Origin of the sequence: Microcoleus sp. Pol7_A1 (assembly GCF_036701085.1) — a bacterium.
Lineage (GTDB): Bacteria > Cyanobacteriota > Cyanobacteriia > Cyanobacteriales > Microcoleaceae > Microcoleus > Microcoleus asticus.
Map to the genome: position 1 here is coordinate 1 of NZ_JAUBQD010000004.1, position 25,142 is coordinate 25,142.

The 25,142-nt window shown below is 46.1% G+C and carries 19 protein-coding genes and 1 pseudogene; 14 read left to right on the top strand and 6 right to left on the bottom strand.

Annotated elements, in window-relative coordinates:
* Positions 1-119: 119 nt before the first annotated feature.
* Positions 120-2,393: a bifunctional (p)ppGpp synthetase/guanosine-3',5'-bis(diphosphate) 3'-pyrophosphohydrolase gene (locus QUA20_RS04135; RefSeq protein ID WP_333185649.1), complete on the bottom strand. Its 2,274-nt coding sequence runs from the start codon at positions 2,391-2,393 to the stop codon at positions 120-122.
* Between the two features lie 151 nt (positions 2,394-2,544).
* Positions 2,545-2,676, bottom strand: coding sequence for a hypothetical protein (locus tag QUA20_RS04140; protein ID WP_333027615.1), 132 nt, complete (start codon positions 2,674-2,676; stop codon positions 2,545-2,547).
* A 171-nt stretch (positions 2,677-2,847) separates the two neighbouring features.
* Between QUA20_RS04140 and patD the strand changes: the two genes are divergently transcribed.
* The 9 genes and pseudogenes from patD to QUA20_RS04185 all read left to right on the top strand — a co-directional run bounded on the left by patD (position 2,848) and on the right by QUA20_RS04185 (position 10,817).
* On the top strand, positions 2,848-3,246 hold the full coding sequence (patD, locus tag QUA20_RS04145) for a heterocyst frequency control protein PatD (RefSeq protein ID WP_172192385.1): 399 nt from the start codon (positions 2,848-2,850) through the stop codon (positions 3,244-3,246).
* A 45-nt stretch (positions 3,247-3,291) separates the two neighbouring features.
* Positions 3,292-3,876, top strand: a complete 585-nt coding sequence (locus QUA20_RS04150) for a zf-TFIIB domain-containing protein (RefSeq protein WP_172192383.1) — start codon at positions 3,292-3,294, stop codon at positions 3,874-3,876.
* A 303-nt stretch (positions 3,877-4,179) separates the two neighbouring features.
* Positions 4,180-5,853 carry a dipeptide ABC transporter ATP-binding protein gene (locus tag QUA20_RS04155; protein ID WP_172192381.1) on the top strand — a complete coding sequence of 558 codons (1,674 nt, stop codon included), beginning with the start codon at positions 4,180-4,182 and terminating at the stop codon, positions 5,851-5,853.
* Positions 5,854-6,014: 161 nt separating this feature from the next.
* Positions 6,015-7,088: an RNA polymerase sigma factor, RpoD/SigA family gene (locus tag QUA20_RS04160; protein ID WP_333185654.1), complete on the top strand. Its 1,074-nt coding sequence runs from the start codon at positions 6,015-6,017 to the stop codon at positions 7,086-7,088.
* 175 nt (positions 7,089-7,263) lie between these two features.
* Positions 7,264-7,755, top strand: a complete 492-nt coding sequence (locus QUA20_RS04165) for a GNAT family N-acetyltransferase (RefSeq protein WP_333185656.1) — start codon at positions 7,264-7,266, stop codon at positions 7,753-7,755.
* A gap of 241 nt (positions 7,756-7,996) precedes the next feature.
* Positions 7,997-8,203, top strand: a complete 207-nt coding sequence (locus tag QUA20_RS04170; RefSeq protein WP_333185658.1) for a glycogen debranching protein — start codon at positions 7,997-7,999, stop codon at positions 8,201-8,203.
* A 374-nt stretch (positions 8,204-8,577) separates the two neighbouring features.
* Positions 8,578-9,573, top strand: a complete 996-nt coding sequence (locus QUA20_RS04175) for an AEC family transporter (protein ID WP_333185660.1) — start codon at positions 8,578-8,580, stop codon at positions 9,571-9,573.
* A gap of 74 nt (positions 9,574-9,647) precedes the next feature.
* Positions 9,648-10,469 (top strand): annotated as a pseudogene (locus tag QUA20_RS04180) (Uma2 family endonuclease).
* A 96-nt stretch (positions 10,470-10,565) separates the two neighbouring features.
* Entirely contained in the window at positions 10,566-10,817 is a 252-nt protein-coding gene (locus QUA20_RS04185; RefSeq protein WP_333185662.1) for a hypothetical protein, read from the top strand.
* 75 nt (positions 10,818-10,892) lie between these two features.
* On the opposite strand, the gene QUA20_RS04190 is transcribed toward QUA20_RS04185, so the two are convergent.
* Positions 10,893-12,164 carry a Na/Pi symporter gene (locus tag QUA20_RS04190; RefSeq protein WP_333185664.1) on the bottom strand — a complete coding sequence of 424 codons (1,272 nt, stop codon included), beginning with the start codon at positions 12,162-12,164 and terminating at the stop codon, positions 10,893-10,895.
* A 538-nt stretch (positions 12,165-12,702) separates the two neighbouring features.
* Between QUA20_RS04190 and QUA20_RS04195 the strand changes: the two genes are divergently transcribed.
* Together QUA20_RS04195 and QUA20_RS04200 are read left to right on the top strand one after the other, a co-directional pair.
* Positions 12,703-13,116, top strand: coding sequence for a nuclear transport factor 2 family protein (locus QUA20_RS04195; RefSeq protein ID WP_333027583.1), 414 nt, complete (start codon positions 12,703-12,705; stop codon positions 13,114-13,116).
* A 362-nt stretch (positions 13,117-13,478) separates the two neighbouring features.
* Positions 13,479-13,967: a hypothetical protein gene (locus QUA20_RS04200; protein WP_333185666.1), complete on the top strand. Its 489-nt coding sequence runs from the start codon at positions 13,479-13,481 to the stop codon at positions 13,965-13,967.
* Between the two features lie 123 nt (positions 13,968-14,090).
* Here the strand turns inward: QUA20_RS04200 and QUA20_RS04205 are convergent, their stop codons facing one another.
* The 3 genes from QUA20_RS04205 to QUA20_RS04215 all read right to left on the bottom strand — a co-directional run bounded on the left by QUA20_RS04205 (position 14,091) and on the right by QUA20_RS04215 (position 16,407).
* Positions 14,091-14,759 (bottom strand): 2OG-Fe dioxygenase family protein, encoded by a 669-nt coding sequence (locus QUA20_RS04205; RefSeq protein ID WP_333185668.1) that lies wholly within the window; start codon positions 14,757-14,759, stop codon positions 14,091-14,093.
* Between the two features lie 283 nt (positions 14,760-15,042).
* Positions 15,043-15,804: an aldolase/citrate lyase family protein gene (locus QUA20_RS04210; protein ID WP_333185670.1), complete on the bottom strand. Its 762-nt coding sequence runs from the start codon at positions 15,802-15,804 to the stop codon at positions 15,043-15,045.
* Positions 15,805-15,894: 90 nt separating this feature from the next.
* Positions 15,895-16,407 (bottom strand): hypothetical protein, encoded by a 513-nt coding sequence (locus QUA20_RS04215; RefSeq protein WP_172190450.1) that lies wholly within the window; start codon positions 16,405-16,407, stop codon positions 15,895-15,897.
* Between the two features lie 161 nt (positions 16,408-16,568).
* Here QUA20_RS04215 and QUA20_RS04220 point away from each other — a divergent pair, with 161 nt between their 5' ends.
* From QUA20_RS04220 to QUA20_RS04230, 3 genes are all read left to right on the top strand, one after another.
* Positions 16,569-18,641: an FAD-dependent oxidoreductase gene (locus tag QUA20_RS04220; RefSeq protein WP_333185673.1), complete on the top strand. Its 2,073-nt coding sequence runs from the start codon at positions 16,569-16,571 to the stop codon at positions 18,639-18,641.
* Positions 18,642-19,167: 526 nt separating this feature from the next.
* Positions 19,168-24,984, top strand: coding sequence for a HAMP domain-containing protein (locus QUA20_RS04225; protein ID WP_333185674.1), 5,817 nt, complete (start codon positions 19,168-19,170; stop codon positions 24,982-24,984).
* Complete coding sequence (locus QUA20_RS04230; RefSeq protein WP_333185676.1) at positions 24,969-25,142, top strand: hypothetical protein; 174 nt, start codon at positions 24,969-24,971, stop codon at positions 25,140-25,142. Before QUA20_RS04225 ends, QUA20_RS04230 begins: the two co-directional genes overlap by 16 nt.

Below are 25,142 nucleotides of genomic sequence, written 5' to 3' on the forward strand. Positions count from 1 at the left end.
TTAATGAATCCCAAACATCTCAAAAACTGGTTTACTAATTGCTGCTACTGTACCTCATAACATCCGGAAGTGCTGTAAGGTGCGCAGTGCGCACCCTAGAATACAGTTAGGCTTTTCTCTTAAGTCCCTTCACTCAGCCTGCGCAAATTCAAAATATCGCTCATCTTTTTAATTTGCATACAAGTCCGCTCGAACTGTTCCTTATCCTCAATATCCATGCACAAGTCAATTAATGCGGGCAAACCGGGATAGGTTTTTACTTGAGCGCTGCGGACGTTTACTTTGTTGTCCTTCAAATGCGACAATACATCGTTTAGAACTCCGACTCGATCGAGCGCCTCAATTTGAATGTTAACTGCATAAGTATTCGGACGGCTACCATTGCGCTCGCTAGAATTCCAACTCACAGGAACTAACCGATCGCCCGGTACGCTCTCAACATTTGAACACCCTTGCCGGTGAATCGAAATTCCGCGAGTGCGAGTCACAACTCCAATAATTGCTTCCCCGGGAATCGGACAGCAACAGCCGGATAAATGGTAAAGCAAGCCCTCTACACCTGCGATCGGCGATTTGCTCGGAGACGAACTCGGTACTGGTTTCGGTGTCGTCGATGCAGGTATTAGCTGGGGCAATTCCTGTCCTCCTCCGGGAGCAGCTTCAATTTTTTGCTGCACTTTTACTAAATCTCGCAGTCGATTTACTACGAGATTTAGGGTAACTTCGCCGTAGCCCAAACCGGCGATTAAATCTTCGACGCTGTGGTAGTTGCAGCGCTGAGCCACAGACTGCATGGGTTCAGATTTCAGCAAAGATTCCAAGCCGTTTTTACCTAATTCTTTTTCCAGCAATTCCCGCCCGCGAGCGAGGTTTTCATCTCGATGCGATCGCTTCAACCACTGACGAATTCGGTTTTTTGCTCCGTTTGTCTTGACAAAATTCAGCCAGTCGGAACTCGGATGACCATTTTTTTGGGTCAAGATTTCTACAATATCGCCGTTCTTTAAAACCTTGTCTAGTGTTACCATTCGCCCGTTGACTCTGGCACCGGTGCAGCGATTGCCAATTTCTGTGTGAATGCGGTAAGCAAAATCTACGGGAGTTGACCCGCTATTGAGAGCAATCACGTCTCCGTTAGGAGTAAAAACGTAAATATCTTCGTCGAATAAGTTGTCCTTAATGCTTTGTAAATATTCCTGATCGTCTTTGAGGTCGCTTTGCCATTCTAGGAGTTGCCGCAGCCAAGTAAATTTTTCGTCGTCGCCGGTGACTGTTGTGTTAGAACCGCCAGTTTCTTTGTATTTCCAGTGCGCGGCAATGCCGTATTCTGCAATGTGGTGCATTGCTACGGTGCGAATTTGCACTTCGATGGGGCGGCCGCTGGTTCCGATTACTCCGGTGTGCAAAGATTGATACCGATTCGCTTTTGGTAAACCGATATAATCTTTAAAGCGGCCGGGAATCGGGCGGAAAGAATCGTGGACGATCGCCAAAGCACGATAACAGTCATCATTGCTTTCTACTATGATCCGCACCGCAGCAATATCGTACACTTGCTTAAACCCTTTTTGGCGGCGCTGCATCTTCCCGTAAATCCCGTACAAATGTTTGGGACGGCCGCTGACTTCATAGCATTTAATGCCTAAACTGTCAAGCCTTTCTCGCAAACTATCTGTGACTTCTGCGAGTTGAGTTTCTCGATCGCCCCGCTTCTCGGCTACCAATTCCTGAATTTCGCGGTAAGCTTCAGGTTCCAGGTATTTAAACGCTAAATCTTCCAATTCCCACTTAAAGCGCCCGATACCCAAACGGTTCGCCAGGGGAGCAAAAATTTCTCGGGTTTCTAGGGCAATAGTGCGCTGCTTTTCTTCGGACAAATGCTCCAAAGTCCTCATGTTGTGCAGCCGATCTGCAAGTTTGACGACAATAACGCGAATATCTTTAGCCATTGCTAGGAACATTCGGCGGAAATTTTCAGCGAGGCGCTCTGTTTTGCTGGAAAAATTAAACTTAGAAAGCTTGGTGACACCTTCAACCAACTGTCGCACTTCGGCGCCGAACCGCTGTTCTATTTCTTCGAGAGTAATATCTGTATCCTCAACAATGTCGTGGAGGAAGCCCGCGGCAATCATGACGTTGTTGCCGCCCATATACCGGAGTATTCCAGCGACAGCTACTGGATGGCAAATGTAAGGTTCTCCTGATTTGCGGTACTGTCCTTCGTGCAAGTCGCGGGCAAATTCAAAAGCCCGACAAATTAAGCTGTTGTCAGCCGAGCAATTCTGGTTAGGAGCCTCATCAGGTTGCGATGGAGCATTCATGCATTCTTGCAGCCAATCGGGAACTACAGCAGGATCGATCGAAGGAGAGGGAGTCAGAGTGTTCGCGTTCATGGGGTACACCTTTAAAACTTAGAAATACAAATGGTTAAAAGCCGGTTTGCGGTTGAATTGCCGAAATTATGTGTTTAGTTATACTAAACTACTTGAAGACCACAATTGGCAATTCAAAAAAATAGTCGATTTTTGTGTTAACTATACCTATCTAATTCCGAGTCGCCCCCCCTCTCCGGTAGGAAAATATAGTGACACCACTGCCGCCGCCGCAGTCTGTCGATCGGGTAAAATAAGCATATTTTGGCGGTAGCAGTTGAGGTAGCGGGCGATCGGCATTCACAGGCAACGCTAAACTAAAAGCATGAGCCAGAAGGGTTTATTCAGGGCACTCTATCAGAAAAAGTTCTCAAAAAACAGGGAATTGCTGCAAAAACGCACGGCTTCCCTTAATACGAGCAAACCTTAAGCAAGAATCTACTTTGATTATAAATACAAATTTGTTTACAAAATCATGATATTGTCCGAAGACCGCCGCCAGTGCTACCAAGAATTACAGCAAGCACTAGAACAACTACAAAGAACTGCTGCACAGGATAATCTGGATCGGGCAGCGCTGGCGATCGAATACAGAAAAGTGCAACAATTTTTCGGAAACCAAATTATGAGAGCCGAAAGCGATGAGTTAGACGCCTCAGACACACCCCCAGAGCAGTCCTATTTGACTGAAATTCACAAGCAACTGCGGTTATTGGGGACAGATGTCACGTTTTTGCAAGCGTCGCGCCAGCCAGCGACAGCAGAAGCGAGGCAAACTGCGGCGATCGCGCGGCTCAACACGCTAATTGGCTACTGCGGTGCGCTGCTGCAAAAAAATTCTGGTTCTTCAGGGCCCGCCCAGATACAGAATTAATAATTGAATTAACAGGGAATTGAGAAGGCAAGGAGAAATAAAGCGGTGGAATGTCCAAAATGTAAACATCCCAACTTAGAAGGCGGCACCTTAGCCGGCAGTATGTCGGTGCAGTGGTGTCCGAACTGTTACGGTATCTGGATTCCAGGCAGAGAATACGAAGCTTGGCAGAAAGAGCAGAGCCAGTGGTACAACAAATCCCAGAAGCCAGAGGCGGCAGGCACTCTCGGCATAGAATTCACGCCGTCTCCCTACGACAGCAAAGCAGCGCTGTGTCCCGAAGACGGTCACTATCTGTCGCGGGCGAAAGTTCCCTTCAGCAGAGTGCCCTTTTACATAGAGCGCTGTATGTTGTGCGGGGGCATTTGGTGCGATAACGGTGAGTGGGACATTCTCGAAAGTCTGGGATTCCACACCGAGATTGACAAGATGTTTTCTCCCAATTGGCAAGCTAAGGCCCGGGTGCAAGAACTCGCCTCTCGGGAACGTCAAGTGCTTACTGAGAAGCTGGGGCCGGATATCGCCGGATATGTGTTGGAACTCGCGGAAGTTTTAGCAGACCATCCTCACGCAGATTGTGCGGCTACTTACATACTGCGGAGAGCTGAGTTGAAGCGAAGGGAAATTTAGTCAGTTGGCTGTTGACAGTTGACTGTTGACGGTTGACTGTTGACTGTTGTTAGTAAGCGGTTGGTCGGTTAATGATGTAGTGATAAAATCTTTGTTTGTAGCAATTTCTATTGGTATTTACAAACAGCATATCGGTTTCTTGCCAATAACTAATAAGTCCTGAACAATACTAATAACTAACAGCTAACCGCCAGTATATTGATAAATAATAAATAACAACAGTCAACAGTCAACAGTCAACAGTCAACACTCAACAGACAACAGACAACAGACAACAGACAACAGACTAAGGACTAAGGACTAATGACTAATGACTCTTCTCTATTTTCCGTTGACAATCTGCGAGTAGCTTATCCTCAGCGGCGGGGCCAATCCGGTTGGGCCGTTGACGGCGTTTCCCTGACGCTGAAACCGGGGGAAAAGCTCGGATTAGTTGGGGAGTCTGGGTGCGGTAAGTCAACTTTGGGAAGGGCTGCGATGCGGTTGCTGCCGGATTCAACGCTGATTGAGGGGCGAGTTAGTTTTGCTGGAGAGTCGGTGTTTGACATGAATGCTTCGCGGCTGAGACGGTTTCGGGGCGAAGCTGTGGCATTGATTTTTCAAGATCCGATGACTCGTCTCGATCCTTTGATGACTGTCGGGGAACACTGCATCGAGACTTTGCAAGCTCACATACCGAATTTGGATCGCAAGCAAGCTAAGAAACGGGCGATCGACATTTTGGAAGCTGTGAAAATTCCGGCGTCTCGCTGGTCGCAATTTCCCCACGAATTTAGCGGCGGAATGCGGCAAAGAGTAGCAATTGCTTTGGCTCTTTTGCTCGATCCTAAATTAATTGTGGCGGACGAACCGACTACAAGTTTGGACGTAACTGTCGCCGCCCAGATTTTGCAAGAATTAACCAGACTTTGCGCGGAACGGGGAACGGCTATTTTGTTGATTTCTCACGATTTGGCGATGGTGGCTGAGTATTGCGATCGCATTGCGGTGATGTACGGCGGCAAAGTCGTAGAAACAGGGCCGGTGAAAAACGTTTTTGAACAGCCGCAGCACGAATATACTCGATCGCTCCTCAAAGCAGCTTTGCACATTCAAGCTGATTCGGACAAAGGGTTAGCATTCGAGGAAATCAGGACTGAAGTCGTTACTGCCAACTTAACAAATTCTCCTCTTTTGACAGTGACGGATTTGCAGCAACACTACAATTTAGAAAGCAATTTATTAGATCAGTTATTTGCCCGGAATCGCCAGGTAATTAAAGCAGTAGACGGCGTTAGTTTAGAACTACAACGGGGAGAAATCCTAGGGCTTGTGGGGGAGTCCGGCTGCGGCAAAAGTACCTTGTCACGCACGATTTTGCAGCTAATAACCGCGACTGGCGGCAAAGTTGAATTTCAAGGGATAGATATAACTGCCCTGGGCCGCGATGCTGTGAGGCAGCACCGCCGCGAAATGCAAATGATATTTCAAGACCCCCACGCTTGCCTGAATCCGATGATGACTGTCGGGCAAAGTATTGCTGACCCTTTGTTTATTCACAAATTAGCTAATGCGCGCGAAGCTAAAAAAGAAGTAATCCAAATGTTAGAGCGGGTGGGTTTAAGTCCAGGGGAGGATTTCTTTCGTCGCTATCCGGGGGAATTATCGGGAGGACAACAGCAGCGAGTTTCGATCGCCCGCGCTTTGATTACTCGACCGCAACTGATAATTTGCGACGAACCTGTGAGTATGCTGGATGCCAGCGTGCAGACTCAAGTTTTAGAGCTGATGTTGGAGTTGAAGCAGGAATTTAATTTGACTTATCTGTTTATTACGCACGATTTGTGGGTGGCGAGGTTTTTTTGCGATCGTATTGCGGTAATGAATGCTGGAAAAATTGTTGAAATCGGTAAGACTAGGGATATTTTTACTAATCCGCAGCACCCTTACACTCAGCAATTATTGCAGGCAGCTCCTTTACTGGCTCGAACTAAATAAAAAGGCCTAAAATTGGGGCGAACAGATACTAAAATTGGGGCGAACAGATATCAGCCACTAAAATCACTCACCGGCTTCTAGATGGATTTCGGAAATTTCCGGTTAAATTGGTTAAAGTGAAGGCAGACATTTCAAATCATCCCACCGACACCAAGCACCATATGCCAGAATCTGACCTAGGCAGTTTTGCGGTGGCACCCGAAGCCTCACTCCCGATCGCAGAAGATGAAGACACCGAGATCGATCGTCCGACCGTAACTCGGTCGTCAGCATACAACAACTGGTCTGCCGACGATCCAGTGGGAGCTTTGTTCAAGGAAATGGCTCGGTATCCTCTACTGACAGCAGCCGAAGAAGTAGAGTTGGCGCGCCGCGTTCAAGAATTGGTAGCCCTGGATCAAGTAGAACAGCGTTTGCAGCAGGAATTGGACAGAGTGCCGACAAAAGCTGAACTCGCAGCGGCTTTGGGGATAAGCGAAACTCAACTGCAACAGCTTCGCCACCAGTGTCAGTCGGCGAAACGGAAAATGATCAGCTCGAATTTGCGCTTGGTGGTTTCGATTGCCAAACGCTATCTTAATAGGGGCGTGCCTTTTCTCGATTTAATTCAGGAAGGAGCTTTGGGTTTGAATCGGGCAGCCGAAAAGTTCGATCCGGAGAAGGGTTACAAGTTTTCTACTTATGCCTATTGGTGGATTCGCCAAGGAATTACCCGGACAATTGCCAATCAAGGGCGGACGATTCGCTTACCTGTTCACATTGTCGAACAGTTAAATAAACTCAAAAAAGTTTATCGAGAGTTGAAGCGTTCTCTTCAACGCAATCCAACTGAAACTGAACTTGCTAGAGAAATGCAAGTTACTTGCGAACAGCTTCGCTACCTCCAGCAAGTACGTCGGCAATCTTTGTCTCTCAACCACCGCATCGGCTCAGAAGAAAGTTCGGAACTTTTGGATGTTCTCGAAGATAACGCGACGCAATCTCCCGAAGCTCAGATGAATGAGATGATGATGCGCCAAGATATTTTGGAGGTGTTGGACAGTATTTTGACTGAGCGGGAAAAAGAGATTGTTGCTATGCGTTACGGTTTGCTGACCGGCGAACCTTACACTTTAGAAGAGGTCAGCAGTTTGTTCAATTTGTCGCGCGAACGAGTCCGTCAAATTCAAAATAAGGCAATGCGAAAGCTGCGCCGCCCTCAAGTGACGGAACGATTGAAGGGCTGGTTGAAATAAGAAAAAAAAATTTGAGTTTGCATTTTGAAAAATCTTAAAATTATTGTGAGGGACACTCCGACACCGCCGTAAATATGCTGGTTCAAGGTGGAAAAGCTTAATTAAAAATTACAAATTAAAAATGTCTGGATGTGGTATTTTTAATTGTTGATTGTCGCGTACTACTTACTTATTTATGTCTTCTGAGGTAATTTTGCGCCCAGCTACCCGCGCCGACGTGCCGGTGATGTTTGATTTGATTAAAGCTTTAGCTGAGTACGAAAAATTATCTCATGCCGTTACTGGCAATGCCGTTGATTTGGAGCATCATTTGTTTGGCGATCGACCTTTTGTGGAAGCGATTTTAGCCGAGTGCGAAGGTCGAGTTGTGGGCTGGGCGCTGTTTTTTTACAATTATTCTACTTTTTTGACTCAGCCGGGAATTTATTTGGAAGATTTGTTTGTGCTGCCTGAGTTTCGAGGGCGGGGAATTGGCAAGTCTTTGATAGTTTATTTAGCGCAGTTAACAGTAGAAAGGGGCTGCGGGCGTTTGGAATGGAGCGTTTTGGATTGGAATGAATTGGCGATCGGATTTTACAAGGGTATCGGTGCTGATGTAATGCCCGACTGGCGGATTTGCCGGGTTGCGGGCGAGTCTTTGGCAACTTTGGCATCGAAACAATTGTAAAAACCCCTCAATAAGACTCGGCGACTGCAATCAATCCTACAAAAACTTTCGTCCCTCTCTAAGAGACTCAGAAATCAAGGTGTGTACCGCGCACCTTACAACGAATCCGTAGGGTGTGCCACAAGCACCTTACAACAAATCTGTAGCGCCTTAAATCTTGGGTTGCCTAAATCCGAGTAGATAATTGGCAAAAATATAGGAAAATTTAAGTAACAGTAGATTTTGATTGAGAGAGTAGATCGTGATTATTTGGGTAAACGAGCAAATCGATCCGTCGGGCCTTCTTTATTCTTGTATTGCTTGTTGCAATGAGACTCAAGCGAAGGATTGCCACGAATCTTTTGAGAAGAATTTGACGGCAGAGCAAAAAGAGCAGGGCTGGGTTGCTACCTTGCGCACTGTTAGTTCTTGGGATGAAGTGCCTGTTAATGCTTTAAAATTGAATTGATCGGTGCAAGTGATTAGCAGCTTGAGTCTCGCCGTATTTGGGTTCGAGCGAAACGACTGGAAAACGCGGGACATTTGTTTGGAAAAGGCAAGATAACTCGATCGCACATTTGTCAAATTCAAAAAGGTTTTGTGAATGTGAAGGTAAAAACCTGCAAGCATTTGGGGCTGCGAGTCTGAGAATTTTGCCCTGCAAGGTGCGGGAATTTGGGCGGAAATTTTCGGGCCCGCAGTGCTGCGAACAGGCTAGGACGAAAAAGGATGCAAATGCGATCCTCTTCGAGGGCTCCGCTAACGAGAATTCGCATTTCTCAAACGGACTTTAGCATTACTATTAATAGATAAAGGCATTTCAAATTGTCAAGTTAAATTTTTATGGTTGAAACCTTATTTCACGCTTATACCCCTCTAGTTATCTGGACGGGCTTGGGACTGCTGCTGTTTCAGTACATCCCAGTTAATTTTCCCAAGCTGCTGAGCTACTTTCTTTTCTGGATTGGGATACCGCTGCAAATTCTAGTTTTAGCCCGTCAAAGCGATTTTTCGGGTGCTGTGGGATTCACGCCGGCGATCGCCATATTCGTGTTATTTCTGAGTGCGAGTTGTGCTTGGCTGACTTGGGTATTATTGCGCAGGCTGAGTGCAGCCCACATGAAAAAGCCCTATTTTCAGGGCAAAAATTCTCTGGTAAATTTATTTTTATTAAATTTTAATTCCCTGAAGCGATCGAGCCAAGGGAGTTTTATCCTAGCTGCGATGTTAGGGAATACGGGCTTTGTCGGATTAGCAATCACCCCCTCTATCATCAGCACCGATAACAACAACTGGGCTGTGTTGTACAGCGTCACTAACAACGTGATCGGAACCTACTGTTTCGGTGTATTTATTGCTAGCTATTTCGGGAATTCCCAGCAAAAAAATCACTGGTGGACTCAGCTCCGGGATGTGCTAACAGTTCCCGCCCTGTGGGCATTTTTAATTGGTTTTTTAACCAGAAATATCCCCCTGCCCCAGACAGTGGAATCGGGATTGCACACGGCAGTTTGGGTGGTAATTGCCAGTGCTTTACTGCTGGTTGGCATCCGGCTGAGGTCTATTAAGAAATGGGAAAGTTTTGAACTAGCGTTAATCCCGTCGCTGTTAAAAGTGGTAATTGTGCCGGTGCTGATCGGATTGGGTGCTAGTTATTTCGGATTTAGCGGCGATCCGAGGTTCGTGTTGGTGTTGATGTCGGGAACGCCCACAGCTCTTTCCGTGCTGATTTTAGCAGAAGTCTACGAGCTCGATCGCGATTTGTTAGCTAGCAGCATCGCCATCACTTCTGTCGGGTTGCTGTTGATGCTTCCGCTGTGGTTAGCTGGGTTTAGTTAATATTAGCTAAAGTTTCCAATCAGATTGCTCTAAAATTTCGCAGTACAATGAAAAATAACTGCACGGAAAAGACGATGAACGAGCCAATAAGTGCTACAGATCTGCCTCCTGCATTCCCCGACCATACCAAATTGCCAGACGAAGACGGTACATTTGTGAAAAATTTTTAGGAGCATCCCCAGAGCATCATTCTGACAGATTCGATCGGGCCGGTTGTAGAGCGGCTGCATCCAGACGGACAATATGCGATCGGGCAAGATTGCGGCATTTACTGGCGAGAAACTGACCCACCAGAGCGAGGTGCAGAAGCACCGGATTGGTTTTACGTGCCGAATGTACTGGCAACACTTGACGGTTTTCGCCGTTCTTATGTACTTTGGCGGGAACACATGGCTCCGTTCATTGTTTTAGAATTTGCTAGCGGTAATTAAGAGGAAGAGCGCGATTCCCTTCGGGATAGCTTCGCTTCACGTACTCCGCTTTCTGTGGCCGCTGACGTTACAACAACTAAATTCGGTAAGTTTTGGGTGTACGAGAGAATTATCCGCATCCCTTACTAGGGCATTTATGAAATGAAAACTGGCAATTTAGAGGTCTATCACCTGATAGATTTTGTGTATCGAAGGATGGAGCCAAACGAACGCGGTCACTATCCCATTCCTGTACTAGATGTATAATTGGCACTGTGGCAGGGAAGCTATCAAAATCAAGAACTTCTTTGGCTGCGGTGGTGGGATTCGCAGGGGAATTTGCTGTTAACTGGCTCCGAACAAGTTGAAATTGAGCGGGCCCTGGTCGAACAAGAACGAGAAAGAGCCGAACAAGCAGAGCGAAAAGTCATCCAGTTAGGGGAGCGACTGCGAGCAATGGGAATCGATCCCAATGCTGAGAATTGATATTAAATCCGATTGCATCGAAATTATACTTTAGCGCGAGCGGGACGTTACGTTCGTTCAACAAGTTTTTGCGACTAAAATTCGCAATCTGATGATGTGAGCGATCGGGGGATTGAGCTTGTGGTCGATCGTTGCTCCGACGCTGCTCGGATTGCTGCAACTTTCGCCCGATCGCATTCTTGCAACAGTCGCACTTTGGACGCTATTCGGCTATACGTTTTGGCAAAATTCTACAACCCTGAAGCAATACCTTTTGTGGGGTTGGGAATCGTGGCTCAATGGCTGTTTCTGGCATTTCGGCTTTGGAAATTTCTGAAAATCATGCGGAAATTGAAAGCGGGAATTTAATCCATTCGGATACTTCTGGCTTTGTAACTGGACAGAATTTGGCGATCGATGGTGGTTACACCACAACAATTTAAATTAACGTGACTCTAAGTCCGATCGCGAGTTGCGATCGAACGCCGAATCTGTTTCATCCTTGCCTTTGGGAATCACTTTTTCCAATCCCTTAGCAATTAATGGTAGAAATCCGATCACCAAAATTACGCCCAATACGTTAAATATTAGTTGAGCATTGGCGATTTCTCTGGCAACATCTTCGCCTGACCCAAATAAGCTGGAAAGCCATTGGGCGAGCGCCGCCAATTGACTAGCAAATAAAATCCCCAAAGTGGCGGTCGTCAGATTAAATAATAAATGAAAAATGCCCGTTCGTACAGCCGGTCTTTCTCGTCCAATTGTCGCGACTAATGTATCGGCGCAAGTGCCAACTTCCGCTCCTAACATTAAGGCAATCCCAGCAGGAAGTGAAATTAAACCTTGACTAGCTAGGGTAACGATAATAGCAACCGTAGCGGAGGAAGATTGAACTAAAATGGTAAACAAGGCACCAATTCCAGCTCCTAGTAAGGGTTTTTCTCCCAAAGTTTCCATTAACTTAAGAAATGGTTGGTAAGTCTCAAACGGCTCCATTGCGCTTTCAATTTGGTCTAGTCCGAAAAACAGTAAGCCAAAACCCAGCAAAACTAAACCAATATTTTTTAGTCTGTCTGTTTTACCAATAAAAGTTAATAAAAAGCCAATAGACATAACAATTGGCGCGTATTCGTTAATTTTAAAAGCCACGATTTGAGCGCCGATAGTCGTACCAATATTGGAACCTAAAACTACTCCTAGAGACTGAACAAATGTTAGCAATCCGGCACTCACCATCGCAATTGTAATAATAATTGTGACGGATGAAGAATCTAATAAAGTTGTGGCTGCTGCGCCTGTGGCGAGTCCGGCATAGCGATTTGTAGTAAAATGTCCGATAATTTCTTTCATGCGATCGCCCGCAATTGCTTCGAGTCCTTCCGCCATCCGAGTAACACCATATAAAAATAGCACCAATCCCCCGATCGCGCCCATTGTCATTTTAAAAGGCTCTAGTTTTTCCTCTTTTTTATCTTCCCCTTCGCTGGCATTCTTAGCTGGTTGATTCTTCTGCTGTTGCTGTTCTTCAGTAGCAGCAGGCGTTGGTTCTACTTCGCTTGAATTGGGCGTTTGAGCTTGGACGCTAACTTCTAAAGATGGATAAAATAAATTATAACGAGCGCCAATCAAGGGAGGAACAACAATCAAGATTGTTGCTAAAAAGCTGAGTACCAATAGGTTGAGGATTTTTTTCCTTGACTTAATTAAAGACCGCATGATGTTTCCTCAATTTTTTATTTACTTTAAATTTTTACTAAATGCAAAACATCTACCTAAATAAATAGTTTAAAAATCGAGAAAAAAGATTATAATGGGTTTATAAACAGGTTAACAAAAGTTGCGCAAATCATAAACTAACGGGTGGCTTCTTCCCAGAAAGAACGCATGGCGCCATCAGTAACTAGAGCAAGATTTCGATAATTTAGAGCAAGAATCGAGGTTGAACGAACTGTTTACACTCTTTAAGCTTTAAGTAACCGCTATCAATTAACCGCACCGAAAGGAGGAACTTATTCTGTCAGAAAATCACACGCCGCCAAATATTGACAGTCGGCGCATCAGGAATTGCAGGGCTGACAGGAGAGATCGAAAGAGTTTCACGTCTGTGCGATCGACGACCTGAAATCTGCTGTATGTAGAGGGACGGGAGGGGAAAATATCTAATCTAATAAAGCCCGTCCTCGACGCACACACGCTATCTGTAGGGCTCCACGCACACCGCACTGACCCTTTATAATCACAAAAAACAAAGCTGATGGAAACTAAACCACCTCTACCGCCATTTACGTTAGAAACGGCTAAAGCCAAAGTTCAAGCTGCTGAAGATGCCTGGAATACCCGCGATCCAGAACGAGTAGCCTTAGCTTATACGGAAGATTCTCAGTGGCGAAACCGTGCCGAATTCTTCAGCGGACGGGAAGAAATCAAGGCTTTTTTAAGACGAAAATGGGCAAAGGAATTAGATTACCGTTTGCAGAAAGAACTCTGGAGTTTTACAGACAATCGGATTTCTGTTCGCTTCGAGTATGAGTGGCACGATGATTCTGGCTACTGGTATCGCGCCTATGGTAATGAACAGTGGGAATTTGCAGAAAATGGGTTAATGCGAAGACGTGAAGCCAGCATTAATGATGTTCCCATTCAAGAGTCAGAACGGAAGTTTCGATAGGAGTTATCTGTGAGTTGCTAGACGCATAAACCTATTTTTTTAGGAAAATATGCAGGTTTGTAGTCAGGACTTTAGTCATGATTGACTATACGCCAGAAAGACGAATAAAGTCCTCACTACTAACGAAAGGTTTGTAGTAAGGACTTGAGTCATGATTAGAACTGTTGCAAAAATACAAAGTACCCCACCCCAACCCACCTCTTGAATCAGGGGAGGAGGCAAGATTATTCTTGTTTCCCCCCTTAATAAGGGGGGACTTGCGGCGGGTGAATTTGACTTTTGCAAGAACTCTAGAGAAGTTTATAAAGCATCTACGATCGTGTAGAATCTGAAAAAATAATTTTAATGGAGTTTTGCTGCAAATGAAATTTTTGGCTATCGAAACACTAATTTTTAGTTCTCTCCTTCTGTCAATCTCATCGTTGTCCTCTGCTCAAAGTAATCAACAGGGCTCTACAATTCTACCCACAGGAGCTTACTACGCTCAAGGAACAATGTTCAATAACTCCCGTAGAGAGATTGCACATCAAAACAATAGAATCTGCATCAAGATCGTCGATGCCCCTGCAAATCCCTACAAAGGAGTCGAATCTATCACAATTAGCAGCGTGTCTTTGGTAAATGGGAAATTCTATATTGATGCAACTGGCACAGAGCTAGTATTAAAAAACAATGGAAAAGCATTCTCTGGCGACATTCGCGGTACATGGGAGTATAGAGGTATCTCCCCCGATCCAAGGAGTCAACCCATACAAGCTAAAAAAATGGCAGAATGTGTAGCGGCTCAAGGACGATATGTGCAGAAGATGGAAGGAATATCCATTTCAGGAATCGATTTTCCCAAGCATTAACCATGATCGAGATGGGTGGGGGCGCAACCAAAAGGTGATCTGTGGGATGCAGTAGTGGGTAATCGGAGTAAGGTGCGCAGTGCGCACCCTACATCATTAGGTTATGCCTCCAAGACTGTATCCTCAATCGCAAAGCAAACTCGGAGAAGTCAGCACAAAGACATCCCTGGTTCCCACCCCTTCAGATTCCGGTTTAATCGGCGTAGTAAAGTGGAAAAACTCGTGGTCGTTAACTAACAGCAATTCTCCCGGATGCAGAATTTTATTAAAAACAGGCTTCTCTTTTTTAGCCAAGTACAAATGCGTTTCCCCACCGACAATATTAGTTCTGTCAACCGAGAAAATCCCGATAAAATCAGTACCGTCTTGGTGAATTCCTTCCGGTGCGGGGTTGCCGAAATTGTGCGGCGAACAACTCGTCCTGATTTGATGGATGCCGATTTCAGCTTCGGGGTGAATTTTGCAAGAATCGAAAAAAGCAAAAATCATCTGTTTGAAATTATCGAGGGCGATTAGCCGATCGTCCAATTCGGCAAATTCGCGCCTGATATCGCCCACTAGCGGATTGTATGTTTTGCTTTGATACAAATAGCCGTGAGGTAACTTAACTAACTCATTTCCGTTGACTGCAAACCGCGATAATCTTCTCGAACGATACTTACCTTTCACATACGGATCGACAGGCATATCGTCAAAAAATTCCTTGAAACCTTCTAGCTTAATCGAGTTTACTTTTTTGAAAGTAAACATGAAGGCATAATCCAAATGAATGGATTCTAATACGGTTTTCATAGATTTTTCTCCCTGAAGCCTTGCTCCCCTCCTTAGTTTTGCCTTAAGGAGGTGTATGCTTCTACTCTAGCGCAGGTTTTTTGTATGTGTCGTAAAAGACACTACAAAAATTGCAAAGATATCGTAAAGACGACGGCTAAGCTCAACAAAATTTATAGGATTAAGGCAAAAAAATCGGTTTGTTCCGTCCCAGGGCGCAAGTCCTTTCCGACTAGAGTGCTCGCGTCCCCCCTCGCGAGTGGAGTGCGAGCGGTATCATTATTATCTAACCGGATTCGATCTATTAACTCCGCACTGCTTTGACCAGCGACTGACAGGCCCGCAGGAAAACGGCAACATCGACCCCAAGTGCGACGTACTGAACGCCAGCATCAATCCACTGCTTGGCGATTTCGGGGTTTTCGGCAAAAGTACCGGCGGCTTTGCCTGCTTTGCGGATGGTTTGCACTGCCTCCTGCATCATGTCGATGACTCGGGGATCGCGGACTTGGCCGGGAATGCCGATCGACTGTGACAGATCGTAAGGCCCTAGAAAAATCACGTCAATCTCTGGCACAGTAACAATTTCTGCTAGGTTGTCGATGCCGCCTTTGCCTTCGACATGAATCACAACTAAAGATTCTTCGTTGAGTTTGTCAGTGATATCTGTACCTGCCGCGGTATAAAGTCCGGCCCGCGTAGCGAAGGAAAGGCCTCGCGTGCCGAGAGGACTGTATTTAGCACTTTTGACAGCGGTTTCAGCATCAATTTTGCTTTCAATTTGAGGTACTTGAACGCCTGCACTGCCGATGTCGAGAGCTCGTTGAATTTGCGGCCCGTCGTTTTTGCGGACGCGAACAATCGGTGCAATTCCGGTGCAGTCGGCCGCGCGACACAAATCTTCAGCAGCAAGCGGGTGCAGGGGCCCGTGTTCCATGTCGATAACGGCGAAATCAAATTCAGCGTGACCGCATATTTCCATGAATGCGGGATAAGCGCAGTTCATAAATAAACCCAGGACTGTTTCGCCTTGTTTAATTTTTAGTTTGAGTTGGTTTTGACGCATAAATTTGGAGTTTTTTTAACTGCCGATGAATGCCGGTGCACCCAAATTGTTTTTAATAGTACAGCTAAAACATTGCCGTTACAAATTACTTTAGGTTAAGAGAATAGACAAAAATTTTGTAGCTGCTTTTGCTTCTATTTTAAAAGGAATCAAGCACAAAAGCCAGGCACAAATAAACATTCCTAAGATTGGTAAAAATATTGGTCCCACAGAGGGTTCGACTAACCAAGCAAATAAAGAAAACATCCCAATACTGCCCGTTGTCCACAGCCAAAGAATTATAAATCCTATAACTATTTTATGTAAACTCATCCTAATTTTGATGGAACAGCCGAAGGGTTGAGTATGTATATCTCCTTGTATAATTGGGAAAAATAAATAGCGGCCGATGATAATGCGATTAATTTTGAATGTATTGCCAGAAATTGTTCCTTCATAAAGTTTTGCAGGTGGGGGGCCAAAGGGTAGAATTATTCTAAAAAGTTTGGGGAAAGTAACCACTTCGTCCAACCTGCGCAAAACTTCCGAAAAAGTTAAACTTGTGGTAATTGTTAAACTCTCAAAAGGAATGAATGACCTAAAAAATTTGACTATATTGAGCATAAGGTTGAGCCGGCTGTTCAAGAGTTGTGGCTGGTATTAATGCCTCTTATCTAAAAAAAGTTGGCCCTGACTGCACCACGAAATACCAGTATACTGCAAAATAAACATTTGGATGCGATGAGTGTTTTTCGCTGATGTCAAAATTAATTCCACAATCTCCGATGAAACTTCGACGGTATCTATTTTTGCTCAAAGGTCGATCGATCGTTAGCCTCACCCTCGGCATCATTTCCGCGATTGGGAGCATTTCGCCAGTATTTGCCGCACCTCCCCGCAATCGGGACAGTGCAGAAACTTGCGATATTCTAGTAGCAGGCGGCGGGCTCGCAGGTGCTGCTACGGCTTACGAAGGTTTGCTGGCGGGGCGCACAGTTTGCCTGACTGAAATTACTGATTGGGTAGGCGGTCAAATTTCCTCCCAGGGAACTTCCGCACTCGATGAAAGAGAGACTCAGCGATCGCTCTTATATTACCCCCGCGGCTACCTAGAATTGCGGCGGCGGATCGGGGAACATTACGGCCGGCTAAATCCCGGAGGCTGTTGGGTTAGCTATTCGTGTTTCATGCCCTACGACGGTCACAAAATTCTATTTAACATCTTGCAGGATGCCGCTAAAAAAGGCAAAGGCACGCTGAAATGGTTTCCCAATACGGTTATTAAAGAACTAGCAATTACTCCTGCTGTGGCGGGGAATACGGTTGGGGGTCAACAAATTAAAAGTGCGATCGCCATTCAACACAAACCGGCCGCCAACACCCCGCCAATCAACACCGAAACTCTTTCTCAGACTATCGAAGATGCCTATCGCTACGAAAATTCTCCGCGCTTTAACAAAACTATTATTGAGTTTATTCCCAAACCATCTAACCAGTCAAGTTCAAAACCTAGACCTGCTGATTGGTACGTTGTAGATGCCACCGAAACAGGCGAATTGATCGGACTTGCGGATGTTCCCTACCGCCTCGGAATTGACCCGCGTTCACCTCTCGAACCTTCCTCCCCCAGCCCAACCGGCGACGCTTACTGCACTCAAGGTTTTACCTACACCTTTGCAATGCAGGCAACGAAGGAACCGCAGCCGCATCAAGCGCCGTCTTTTTATCAACAATACGCTCCTTACTACAGTTACGAATTGCCGAGATTGGCGAGCTTTCCCTTAGTTTTTACCTACCGCCAAATCAGGAGCATGAGACCCGATCGAAAGCGACCTTCAGACCCGAAGCAATTCCCAATTTATCCCGGGGATATTTCGATGCAAAACTGGACTTGGGGCAATGACTATCGTCCCGGTTCTGCCCTGGATAATTTAATTTATTCTCGCGAGCAGTTGCAAGAGTCCGGTCAACTGCAATCAGGGGGATGGATGGGCGGCTTGCGAACGGAAACTTTACGCAAAGGGGAGGAAAATGCCCAAGGATTTTTCTACTGGCTGGTAACAGGAACTACTGACTCGCAGCTAGGAGAGGGAGTCAAAAAGCCTAATCCAAACAATCGTTTTTTGAGCGGTTTGGATTCGCCGATGGGGACGGTGCACGGACTTTCTAAATATCCTTATATGCGGGAGGGCAGGCGCATTATTGGGCGACCGAGTTTCAATCAGCCTCAAGGTTTTACAGTGTGGGAAGTTGATATGTCTCGCACTGACTTTAAGACTGATTTTTACCGCCAGAATTTGTCGGAGGAAGAGTATCGCAATTTGTGGTTGGTTGTGGGTGGTTTGAATGCGCCCGCTTTGGCTGTGGGAAGTCAATCGGTAGAGGATACAAAATCGCGATCGCGCGCTACGATTTATCCTGATTCTGTGGGTATAGGTCACTATGCGATCGACTTTCACCCCTGCATGACCAACAGCCCGCCGGAAGCACCGGGAAATACCGAACGGGAAGGTACTCGCAAAGCTCAAGGCCAAGCTTATCCCTTCCAAATTCCGCTGCGGGCAATGATTCCCCAGAAAATTGACAATATGTTAGTGGCGGGTAAAAGTATTGCTGTTAGCCACACGGCGGCTGCTGCTTATCGAGTGCATTCTTTTGAATGGTCGGCCGGTGCTGCGGCGGGAGTTACGGCTGCTTTTTCCCTAGAAAAGGGGATTATACCTTATGAATTAGTGGACGAATTGCCATCTCGCGAGCCAAACTTAGAAGTGTTGCAGTTGCGGTTGCAGCAAAATAAGAATCCGATCGCCTTTCCGGGTACTTCTATTTTCAATAGTTCGTGGCAAAATTGGAAATAATAGCAGTTGGTAATCTGTAGGGTGTTCTTGTGTCGCGCACCTTAACCTATAAACTGCTGCGGGATGTCGGAAGCAACAGGCGCACTCCGGGCTTCCGACTTTCCCAATGGTTCAACAAACTTTGTTGACTTACCTGTGGTGTCTCCAATTATTCCAGAGCCCAATTTGAAACCTCAAGAGGGTAATTGAATAGCCGACTTTTTGTAATCCGGGGGAACGGGAAGCTTTGATGTGCGATCGTACATAAAAGCTCTTGTGCGGCAAGCATCCTCTAGCCCTTGACTTTATTTTCGCTCCCTGTGTAATGTAAAACGTAATACCATAATTGACAACAATTTTCATCCATCTTTTGACGGAAGCAATCAGCTACTACTTTAGTCCGATAATAGCAATACCATCCCCAAAAACTCATTAGAGCTAGGGTTGGTGCTGCCTGAACCCGCGCCCCGCGCCAACCAGATATCTTGCACCATCAACGCTGAAGCAGCGCCAAACCCCTTCCAATTCGCCAAAAAAGGTAACGGTCATGTCAACTGCACAGATAACAAAGCCCAATTCAAATAATGGTTATGCCAAACAGTTACTCAGAACCTTAGTAGCTGTCAAAAAAGGAGACTTTTCAGTTCGGATGCCCATAGACCAGACCGGCCTAGCGGGAAAAATTGCTGACGAACTTAACGACATTATCGAGCTCAATGAGAGAATGGCGGCCGAACTCGATCGCATCGGCACAGTTGTCGGTAAAGAAGGCAAAATCGCCCAGCGGGCCACCATCGGCAGCGCTGAGGGGTCATGGTCAGCTAGCGTAAATTCTGTCAATACCCTAATTACAGATTTAGTGCAACCAACCTCTGAAACCGCCAGAGTAATTCGGGCCGTAGCAAAAGGAGATTTATCGCAAACCATCGCCTTAGAAATAGAAGACAGACCCCTCAAAGGAGAATTCCTCCAAACAGCCCAAATTGTCAACACAATGGTAGACCAATTGAGCTCCTTTGCGTCGGAAGTAACGCGGGTGGCTAGGGAAGTAGGAACCGAAGGGAAATTAGGCGTGCAAGCTGAAGTGCGGGGAGTTGCAGGAACCTGGAAAGATTTAACGGATTCAGTTAACTCGATGGCGGGGAATTTAACAGCACAAGTGCGGAACATTGCTGACGTGACAACCGCTGTGGCAAATGGCGATTTATCTAAAAAAATTACAGTAGATGTTAAAGGGGAAATTCTCGAACTGAAAAACACGATTAACATCATGGTGGATCAGTTGAGTTCCTTCGCATCTGAAGTAACGCGGGTGGCGAGAGAAGTAGGAACGGAAGGCAAATTAGGGGTGCAAGCTGAAGTGCGGGGAGTTGCAGGAACCTGGAAAGATTTAACGGATTCAGTTAACTCAATGGCCGGCAATCTTACCGCACAAGTACGGAACATTGCCGACGTGACGACGGCTGTGGCAAATGGTGACTTATCTAAAAAAATTACAGTAGATGTTAAAGGTGAAATTCTCGAACTGAAAAACACGATTAACATCATGGTGGATCAGTTAAATTCCTTCGCATCTGAAGTAACGCGGGTGGCGAGAGAAGTAGGTTCCGAAGGTAAACTCGGCGGTCAAGCAGAAGTTAAAGGAGTTGCGGGAACTTGGAAGGATTTAACGGATAGCGTTAACTTCATGGCAGGCAGTTTGACAGCACAAGTGCGGAACATCGCTGAAGTGACAACCGCTGTGGCAAAGGGCGATTTATCTAAGAAAATTACCGTCGATGTTAAAGGGGAAATTCTCGAACTAAAAAACACCGTCAACACGATGGTTGACCAGTTAAATTCCTTCGCATCTGAAGTAACCAGGGTTGCGAGGGAAGTGGGTACCGAAGGGAAATTAGGCGTACAAGCTGAAGTGCAGGAAGTAGCAGGAACCTGGAAAGATTTAACGGATTCAGTTAACTCAATGGCCGGGAATTTAACAGCACAAGTCCGCAACATTGCTGATGTGACGACGGCTGTGGCTAACGGTGACTTATCTAAAAAAATTACGGTACAGGTTAAAGGCGAAATTTTAGAACTGAAAAACACTATTAACGTGATGGTGGATCAGCTTAATTCCTTCGCTTCGGAAGTCACGCGGGTGGCGAGGGAAGTGGGTTCCGAAGGTAAACTCGGCGGTCAAGCGGATGTCCGAGGCGTAGCAGGAACTTGGAAGGATTTAACGGATTCAGTTAATTTTATGGCGGGTAGTTTGACGGAGCAAGTAAGGAATATTGCTGCTGTTACGACGGCTGTGGCAAATGGCGATTTATCCAAGAAAATTACGGTCGATGTTAAAGGTGAAATTCTGGAGTTAAAAAACACTGTCAACACGATGGTGGATCAGTTAAATTCCTTCGCGTCTGAAGTAACTAGGGTTGCTAGGGAAGTGGGAACGGAAGGGAAGTTAGGCGTGCAAGCTGAAGTTAAAGGAGTTGCCGGAACCTGGAAAGATTTAACGGATTCAGTTAACTCGATGGCGGGTAATCTTACCGCCCAAGTGCGGAACATTGCGGAAGTGACAACCGCTGTGGCAAATGGCGATTTATCAAAGAAAATTACAGTAGATGTGAAAGGCGAAATTCTCGAACTGAAAAACACGATTAACATCATGGTGGATCAGTTGAGTTCCTTCGCATCTGAAGTAACCAGAGTTGCTAGGGAAGTGGGAACAGAAGGTAAATTAGGCGTGCAAGCTTACGTGCGGGGTGTAGGGGGAACTTGGAAAGATTTAACCGATAATGTTAACTTGATGGCGGGGAATTTGACGGCGCAGGTGCGGAATATTGCGGAAGTGACGAAAGCGGTAGCAAATGGTGATTTATCGAAGAAAATTACCGTTGATGTCAAAGGCGAAATTCTCGAACTGAAAGACACTATTAACGTGATGGTGGATCAGCTTAATTCCTTTGCTTCTGAGGTAACGCGGGTGGCGCGGGAGGTGGGAACTGAGGGTAAATTGGGCGGTCAAGCTGAGGTGAAAGGAGTTGCGGGAACTTGGAAAGATTTAACCGACAATGTAAACTCGATGGCGGGAAATTTGACAGCGCAAGTGCGGGGTATTGCTAAAGTTGTGACGGCGGTGGCGAATGGCGATTTGAAGCGGAAATTAATGCTGGAAGCTAAGGGAGAAATTGCGACTCTGGCAGATACGATTAACGAGATGATCGACACGCTGGCGACCTTTGCGGATCAAGTTAGTACGGTGGCGCGGGAGGTGGGAATTGAAGGGAAGTTAGGCGGTCAGGCGAAGGTTCCCGGGGCGGCGGGAACGTGGCGAGATTTGACGGATAATGTGAATGAATTGGCGGCGAATTTGACTACTCAGGTGCGCGCGATCGCCGAAGTGGCAATTGGTGTTACTAAAGGCGATTTAACGAGGTCAATTTCCGTCGCTGCTGAAGGAGAAGTTGCGATCGTCAAGGACAACATCAACCAGATGATTGCCAATCTCCGGGAGACAACGCAGAAGAATACCGAGCAAGATTGGCTCAAAACCAACCTCGCTAAGTTCACTCGAATGCTGCAAGGTCAGCGAGATTTAGAGACGGTTTCTAAATTAATTTTATCGGAACTAACGCCACTGGTTTCTGCTCAGCATGGCGTCTTCTTTATGATGGAAACTGTAGAACACGACCCCTTCCTCAAACTGTTAAGTACCTACGCCTACCGGGAACGTAAAAGCTTAGGAAACAAATTCCATTTAGGCGAAGGTTTGGTCGGACAGTGCGCCCTGGAAAAGGAACGAATACTGTTGACAGAAGTGCCGGACAACTACGTTAAAATTAGCTCGGGTCTGGGAGAATCTACGCCTCTGAATGTCGTGGTTTTACCTGTACTGTTTGAAGGGCAGGTGACAGCGGTAATTGAGCTAGCTTCGTTCCGCCGCTTCAGCGAAATTCACTTAACATTCCTCGACCAACTCACGGAAAGTATCGCCATTGTTTTAAATACAATTGCGGCGAGTATGCGGACGGAAGAGTTGCTGAAACAGTCGCAATCTTTGGCAGAAGAGTTGCAAGCTCAGCAAAAAGAACTAACGGAAACTAACAAGCGCCTAGAACAGCAAGCGCAGTTGCAGCAGACGAATGAGGAACTGCTGAAGAAGCAGCAGGAAGAGTTGCAACAAACGAATGAAGAACTAGAAGAACAAGCTGAATTGCTAGCGCTACAAAATAAGGAAGTTGAGCGGAAAAACCGAGATATCGAACAGGCGAGAGGGTTATTGGAAGAAAGAGCCGAACAGTTGGCTTTAACTTCTAAGTATAAGTCGGAGTTTCTGGCAAATATGTCTCACGAGTTGCGAACTCCGCTGAATTCGCTGTTGATTCTCGCTCGATTGCTTTCTGACAATACTGAAGGGAATTTGACTCTGAAGCAAGTTGAATACACGCGCACAATTTACTCGGCGGGAACAGATTTGTTAGGGCTGATTAATGACATCTTGGATCTCGCTAAGATTGAATCAGGCACGATGTCGGTGGAAATTGAGCAAGTGTTGTTTGCGGACTTGCGAGATCATTTGGATCGAACTTTCCGCCAAATCGCCCAGGATAAGAAGTTGAGTTTTCAAATAGAGCTTGAGGGTGGGTTGCCAAAAGGTCTCTATACTGATGCTAAACGGCTGCAACAAGTTTTAAAGAATCTGCTCTCTAATGCGTTTAAGTTTACAGAGCGGGGTGAGGTGAAATTGCGTGTCGAAGTAGCGCGGGAAGGGTGGAGTTTAGAGATAGAAAGTTTAAGGAGTTCCCCTACTGTTTTGGCTTTCTCAGTTAGCGATACGGGAATTGGGATTTCTGCTGAAAAACACAGGGTTATTTTTGAGGCTTTCCAACAAGCTGATGGTAGCACTAGCCGCAAATACGGGGGTACGGGTTTGGGTTTGTCAATTAGTAGAGAAATCGCTAATCTATTAGGCGGAGAAATTAAATTGACAAGCCGCCCGGGTGAGGGTAGCAGGTTCACGCTTTATCTGCCGCAAACTTACCAAGAATCGCGAATAATCAATGAGGGGGAATCGGGAACGGGCAAGCAAACGGCTCAATTGCCGGCTGCTATTTCTTCAGCAGTTCCTGCGCCGAATTTCCACTTGCCGATCGCCCCTTATCCATCACCTATGATCGCTGATGACCGGGAAACTGTCGAGCTGGGCGATCGCGTGCTGTTGATTATTGAAGATGACGTGAACTTCGCTCGCATTCTTTTGGATATGGCGCGGGATCAGGGTTTTAAAGGTTTAGTGGCTTTGCGGAGCGATATCGGTTTGGCGATGGCGCGAGAGTTCAAGCCAACTGCGATTATGCTGGATCTTAATTTGCCTGTGATGGATGGCTGGACAGTGCTGGATCGCTTAAAGCACGATCCGAATACGCGCCACATTCCGGTTCACATTGTATCAGTTGAAGAAGGGCGGCAGCGCAGTTTGCAGTTAGGGGCGATCGCCTATTTGCAAAAACCTGTTAGCAGCGAAGCTCTAAGCAAAGCTTTGACTGATATTAAGGGTTTTGTCGATCGGCGAGTCAAGAATCTGCTAGTCGTAGAAGACGACGAAACACAACGTCTCAGCATTGTGGATTTAATCGGCAATCACGATGTTGTAACGACGGCTGTGGGGAGCGGTGCAGAGGCGCTAGAAACTTTGCTATCAGGGCATTTTGACTGCATTGTACTTGATTTGGGACTGCCAGATATGACTGGTTTTGAACTGATCGAGCAGATCAAGAAAGATGCAACTTTAAAAAGTCTGCCGATTATTGTTTATACAGGTAAAGAGTTGACGAGAGCCGAAGAGACTCAACTTAAGCGCATGGCTGAAACAATAATTGTTAAAGATGTGCGATCGCCGGAACGTTTGTTAGATGAAACTGCTTTGTTCCTGCACCGAGTTCAAGCAGATTTGCCGGAACCGAAACGCCAAATGCTCGAGCAATTGTATCAAACTGATTCGACGCTCGCGGGCAAAAAAGTCTTGATTGTTGACGACGATATGCGGAATATTTTCGCGCTGACGAGTATGCTGGAGCGCCATCAAATGGAAATTGTGTTTGCTGAAAACGGCAGACAGGGCATTGATACATTGCAAAATACGCCTGGTATAAATATTGTGTTGATGGACGTGATGATGCCAGAGATGGACGGTTACGAAACAATGCAAGCAATTCGTAATATGCCTCAATTTGCTTCCCTGCCCATGATTGCTCTTACTGCCAAAGCTATGAAGGGCGATCGGGAAAAATGTATCGAAGCTGGTGCTTCTGACTACATTACCAAACCTGTTGATACCGAACAGTTGCTCTCGCTGCTGCGTGTGTGGCTTTATCGATAATGGAAAGAAGGAAGAAGGAAGAAGGAAGAAGGAAGAAGGAAGAAGGAAAAAAGAGCAATTATGAAACAACCAATTCCCAAGTCCCAATAATTCGGCTACGCTCGCGTACAAGTTCCCAAGTCCCAATAACCAAGTCCCAATTCCCAATAACTAATTAA

What these genes read in the sequence shown, in the direction of transcription:
- QUA20_RS04175 (WP_333185660.1), top strand. Translation starts at nt 8,578, where the DNA reads ATGGTTGAAACCTTATTTCACGCTTATACCCCTCTAGTTATCTGGACG.
- QUA20_RS04190 (WP_333185664.1), bottom strand. Translation starts at nt 12,164, where the DNA reads ATGCGGTCTTTAATTAAGTCAAGGAAAAAAATCCTCAACCTATTGGTA.
- QUA20_RS04205 (WP_333185668.1), bottom strand. Translation starts at nt 14,759, where the DNA reads ATGAAAACCGTATTAGAATCCATTCATTTGGATTATGCCTTCATGTTT.
- QUA20_RS04135 (WP_333185649.1), bottom strand. Translation starts at nt 2,393, where the DNA reads ATGAACGCGAACACTCTGACTCCCTCTCCTTCGATCGATCCTGCTGTA.
- QUA20_RS04200 (WP_333185666.1), top strand. Translation starts at nt 13,479, where the DNA reads ATGAAATTTTTGGCTATCGAAACACTAATTTTTAGTTCTCTCCTTCTG.
- QUA20_RS04220 (WP_333185673.1), top strand. Translation starts at nt 16,569, where the DNA reads ATGAAACTTCGACGGTATCTATTTTTGCTCAAAGGTCGATCGATCGTT.
- QUA20_RS04225 (WP_333185674.1), top strand. Translation starts at nt 19,168, where the DNA reads ATGTCAACTGCACAGATAACAAAGCCCAATTCAAATAATGGTTATGCC.
- QUA20_RS04165 (WP_333185656.1), top strand. Translation starts at nt 7,264, where the DNA reads ATGTCTTCTGAGGTAATTTTGCGCCCAGCTACCCGCGCCGACGTGCCG.
- patD (WP_172192385.1), top strand. Translation starts at nt 2,848, where the DNA reads ATGATATTGTCCGAAGACCGCCGCCAGTGCTACCAAGAATTACAGCAA.
- QUA20_RS04210 (WP_333185670.1), bottom strand. Translation starts at nt 15,804, where the DNA reads ATGCGTCAAAACCAACTCAAACTAAAAATTAAACAAGGCGAAACAGTC.
- QUA20_RS04215 (WP_172190450.1), bottom strand. Translation starts at nt 16,407, where the DNA reads ATGCTCAATATAGTCAAATTTTTTAGGTCATTCATTCCTTTTGAGAGT.
- QUA20_RS04160 (WP_333185654.1), top strand. Translation starts at nt 6,015, where the DNA reads ATGCCAGAATCTGACCTAGGCAGTTTTGCGGTGGCACCCGAAGCCTCA.
- QUA20_RS04155 (WP_172192381.1), top strand. Translation starts at nt 4,180, where the DNA reads ATGACTAATGACTCTTCTCTATTTTCCGTTGACAATCTGCGAGTAGCT.
- QUA20_RS04195 (WP_333027583.1), top strand. Translation starts at nt 12,703, where the DNA reads ATGGAAACTAAACCACCTCTACCGCCATTTACGTTAGAAACGGCTAAA.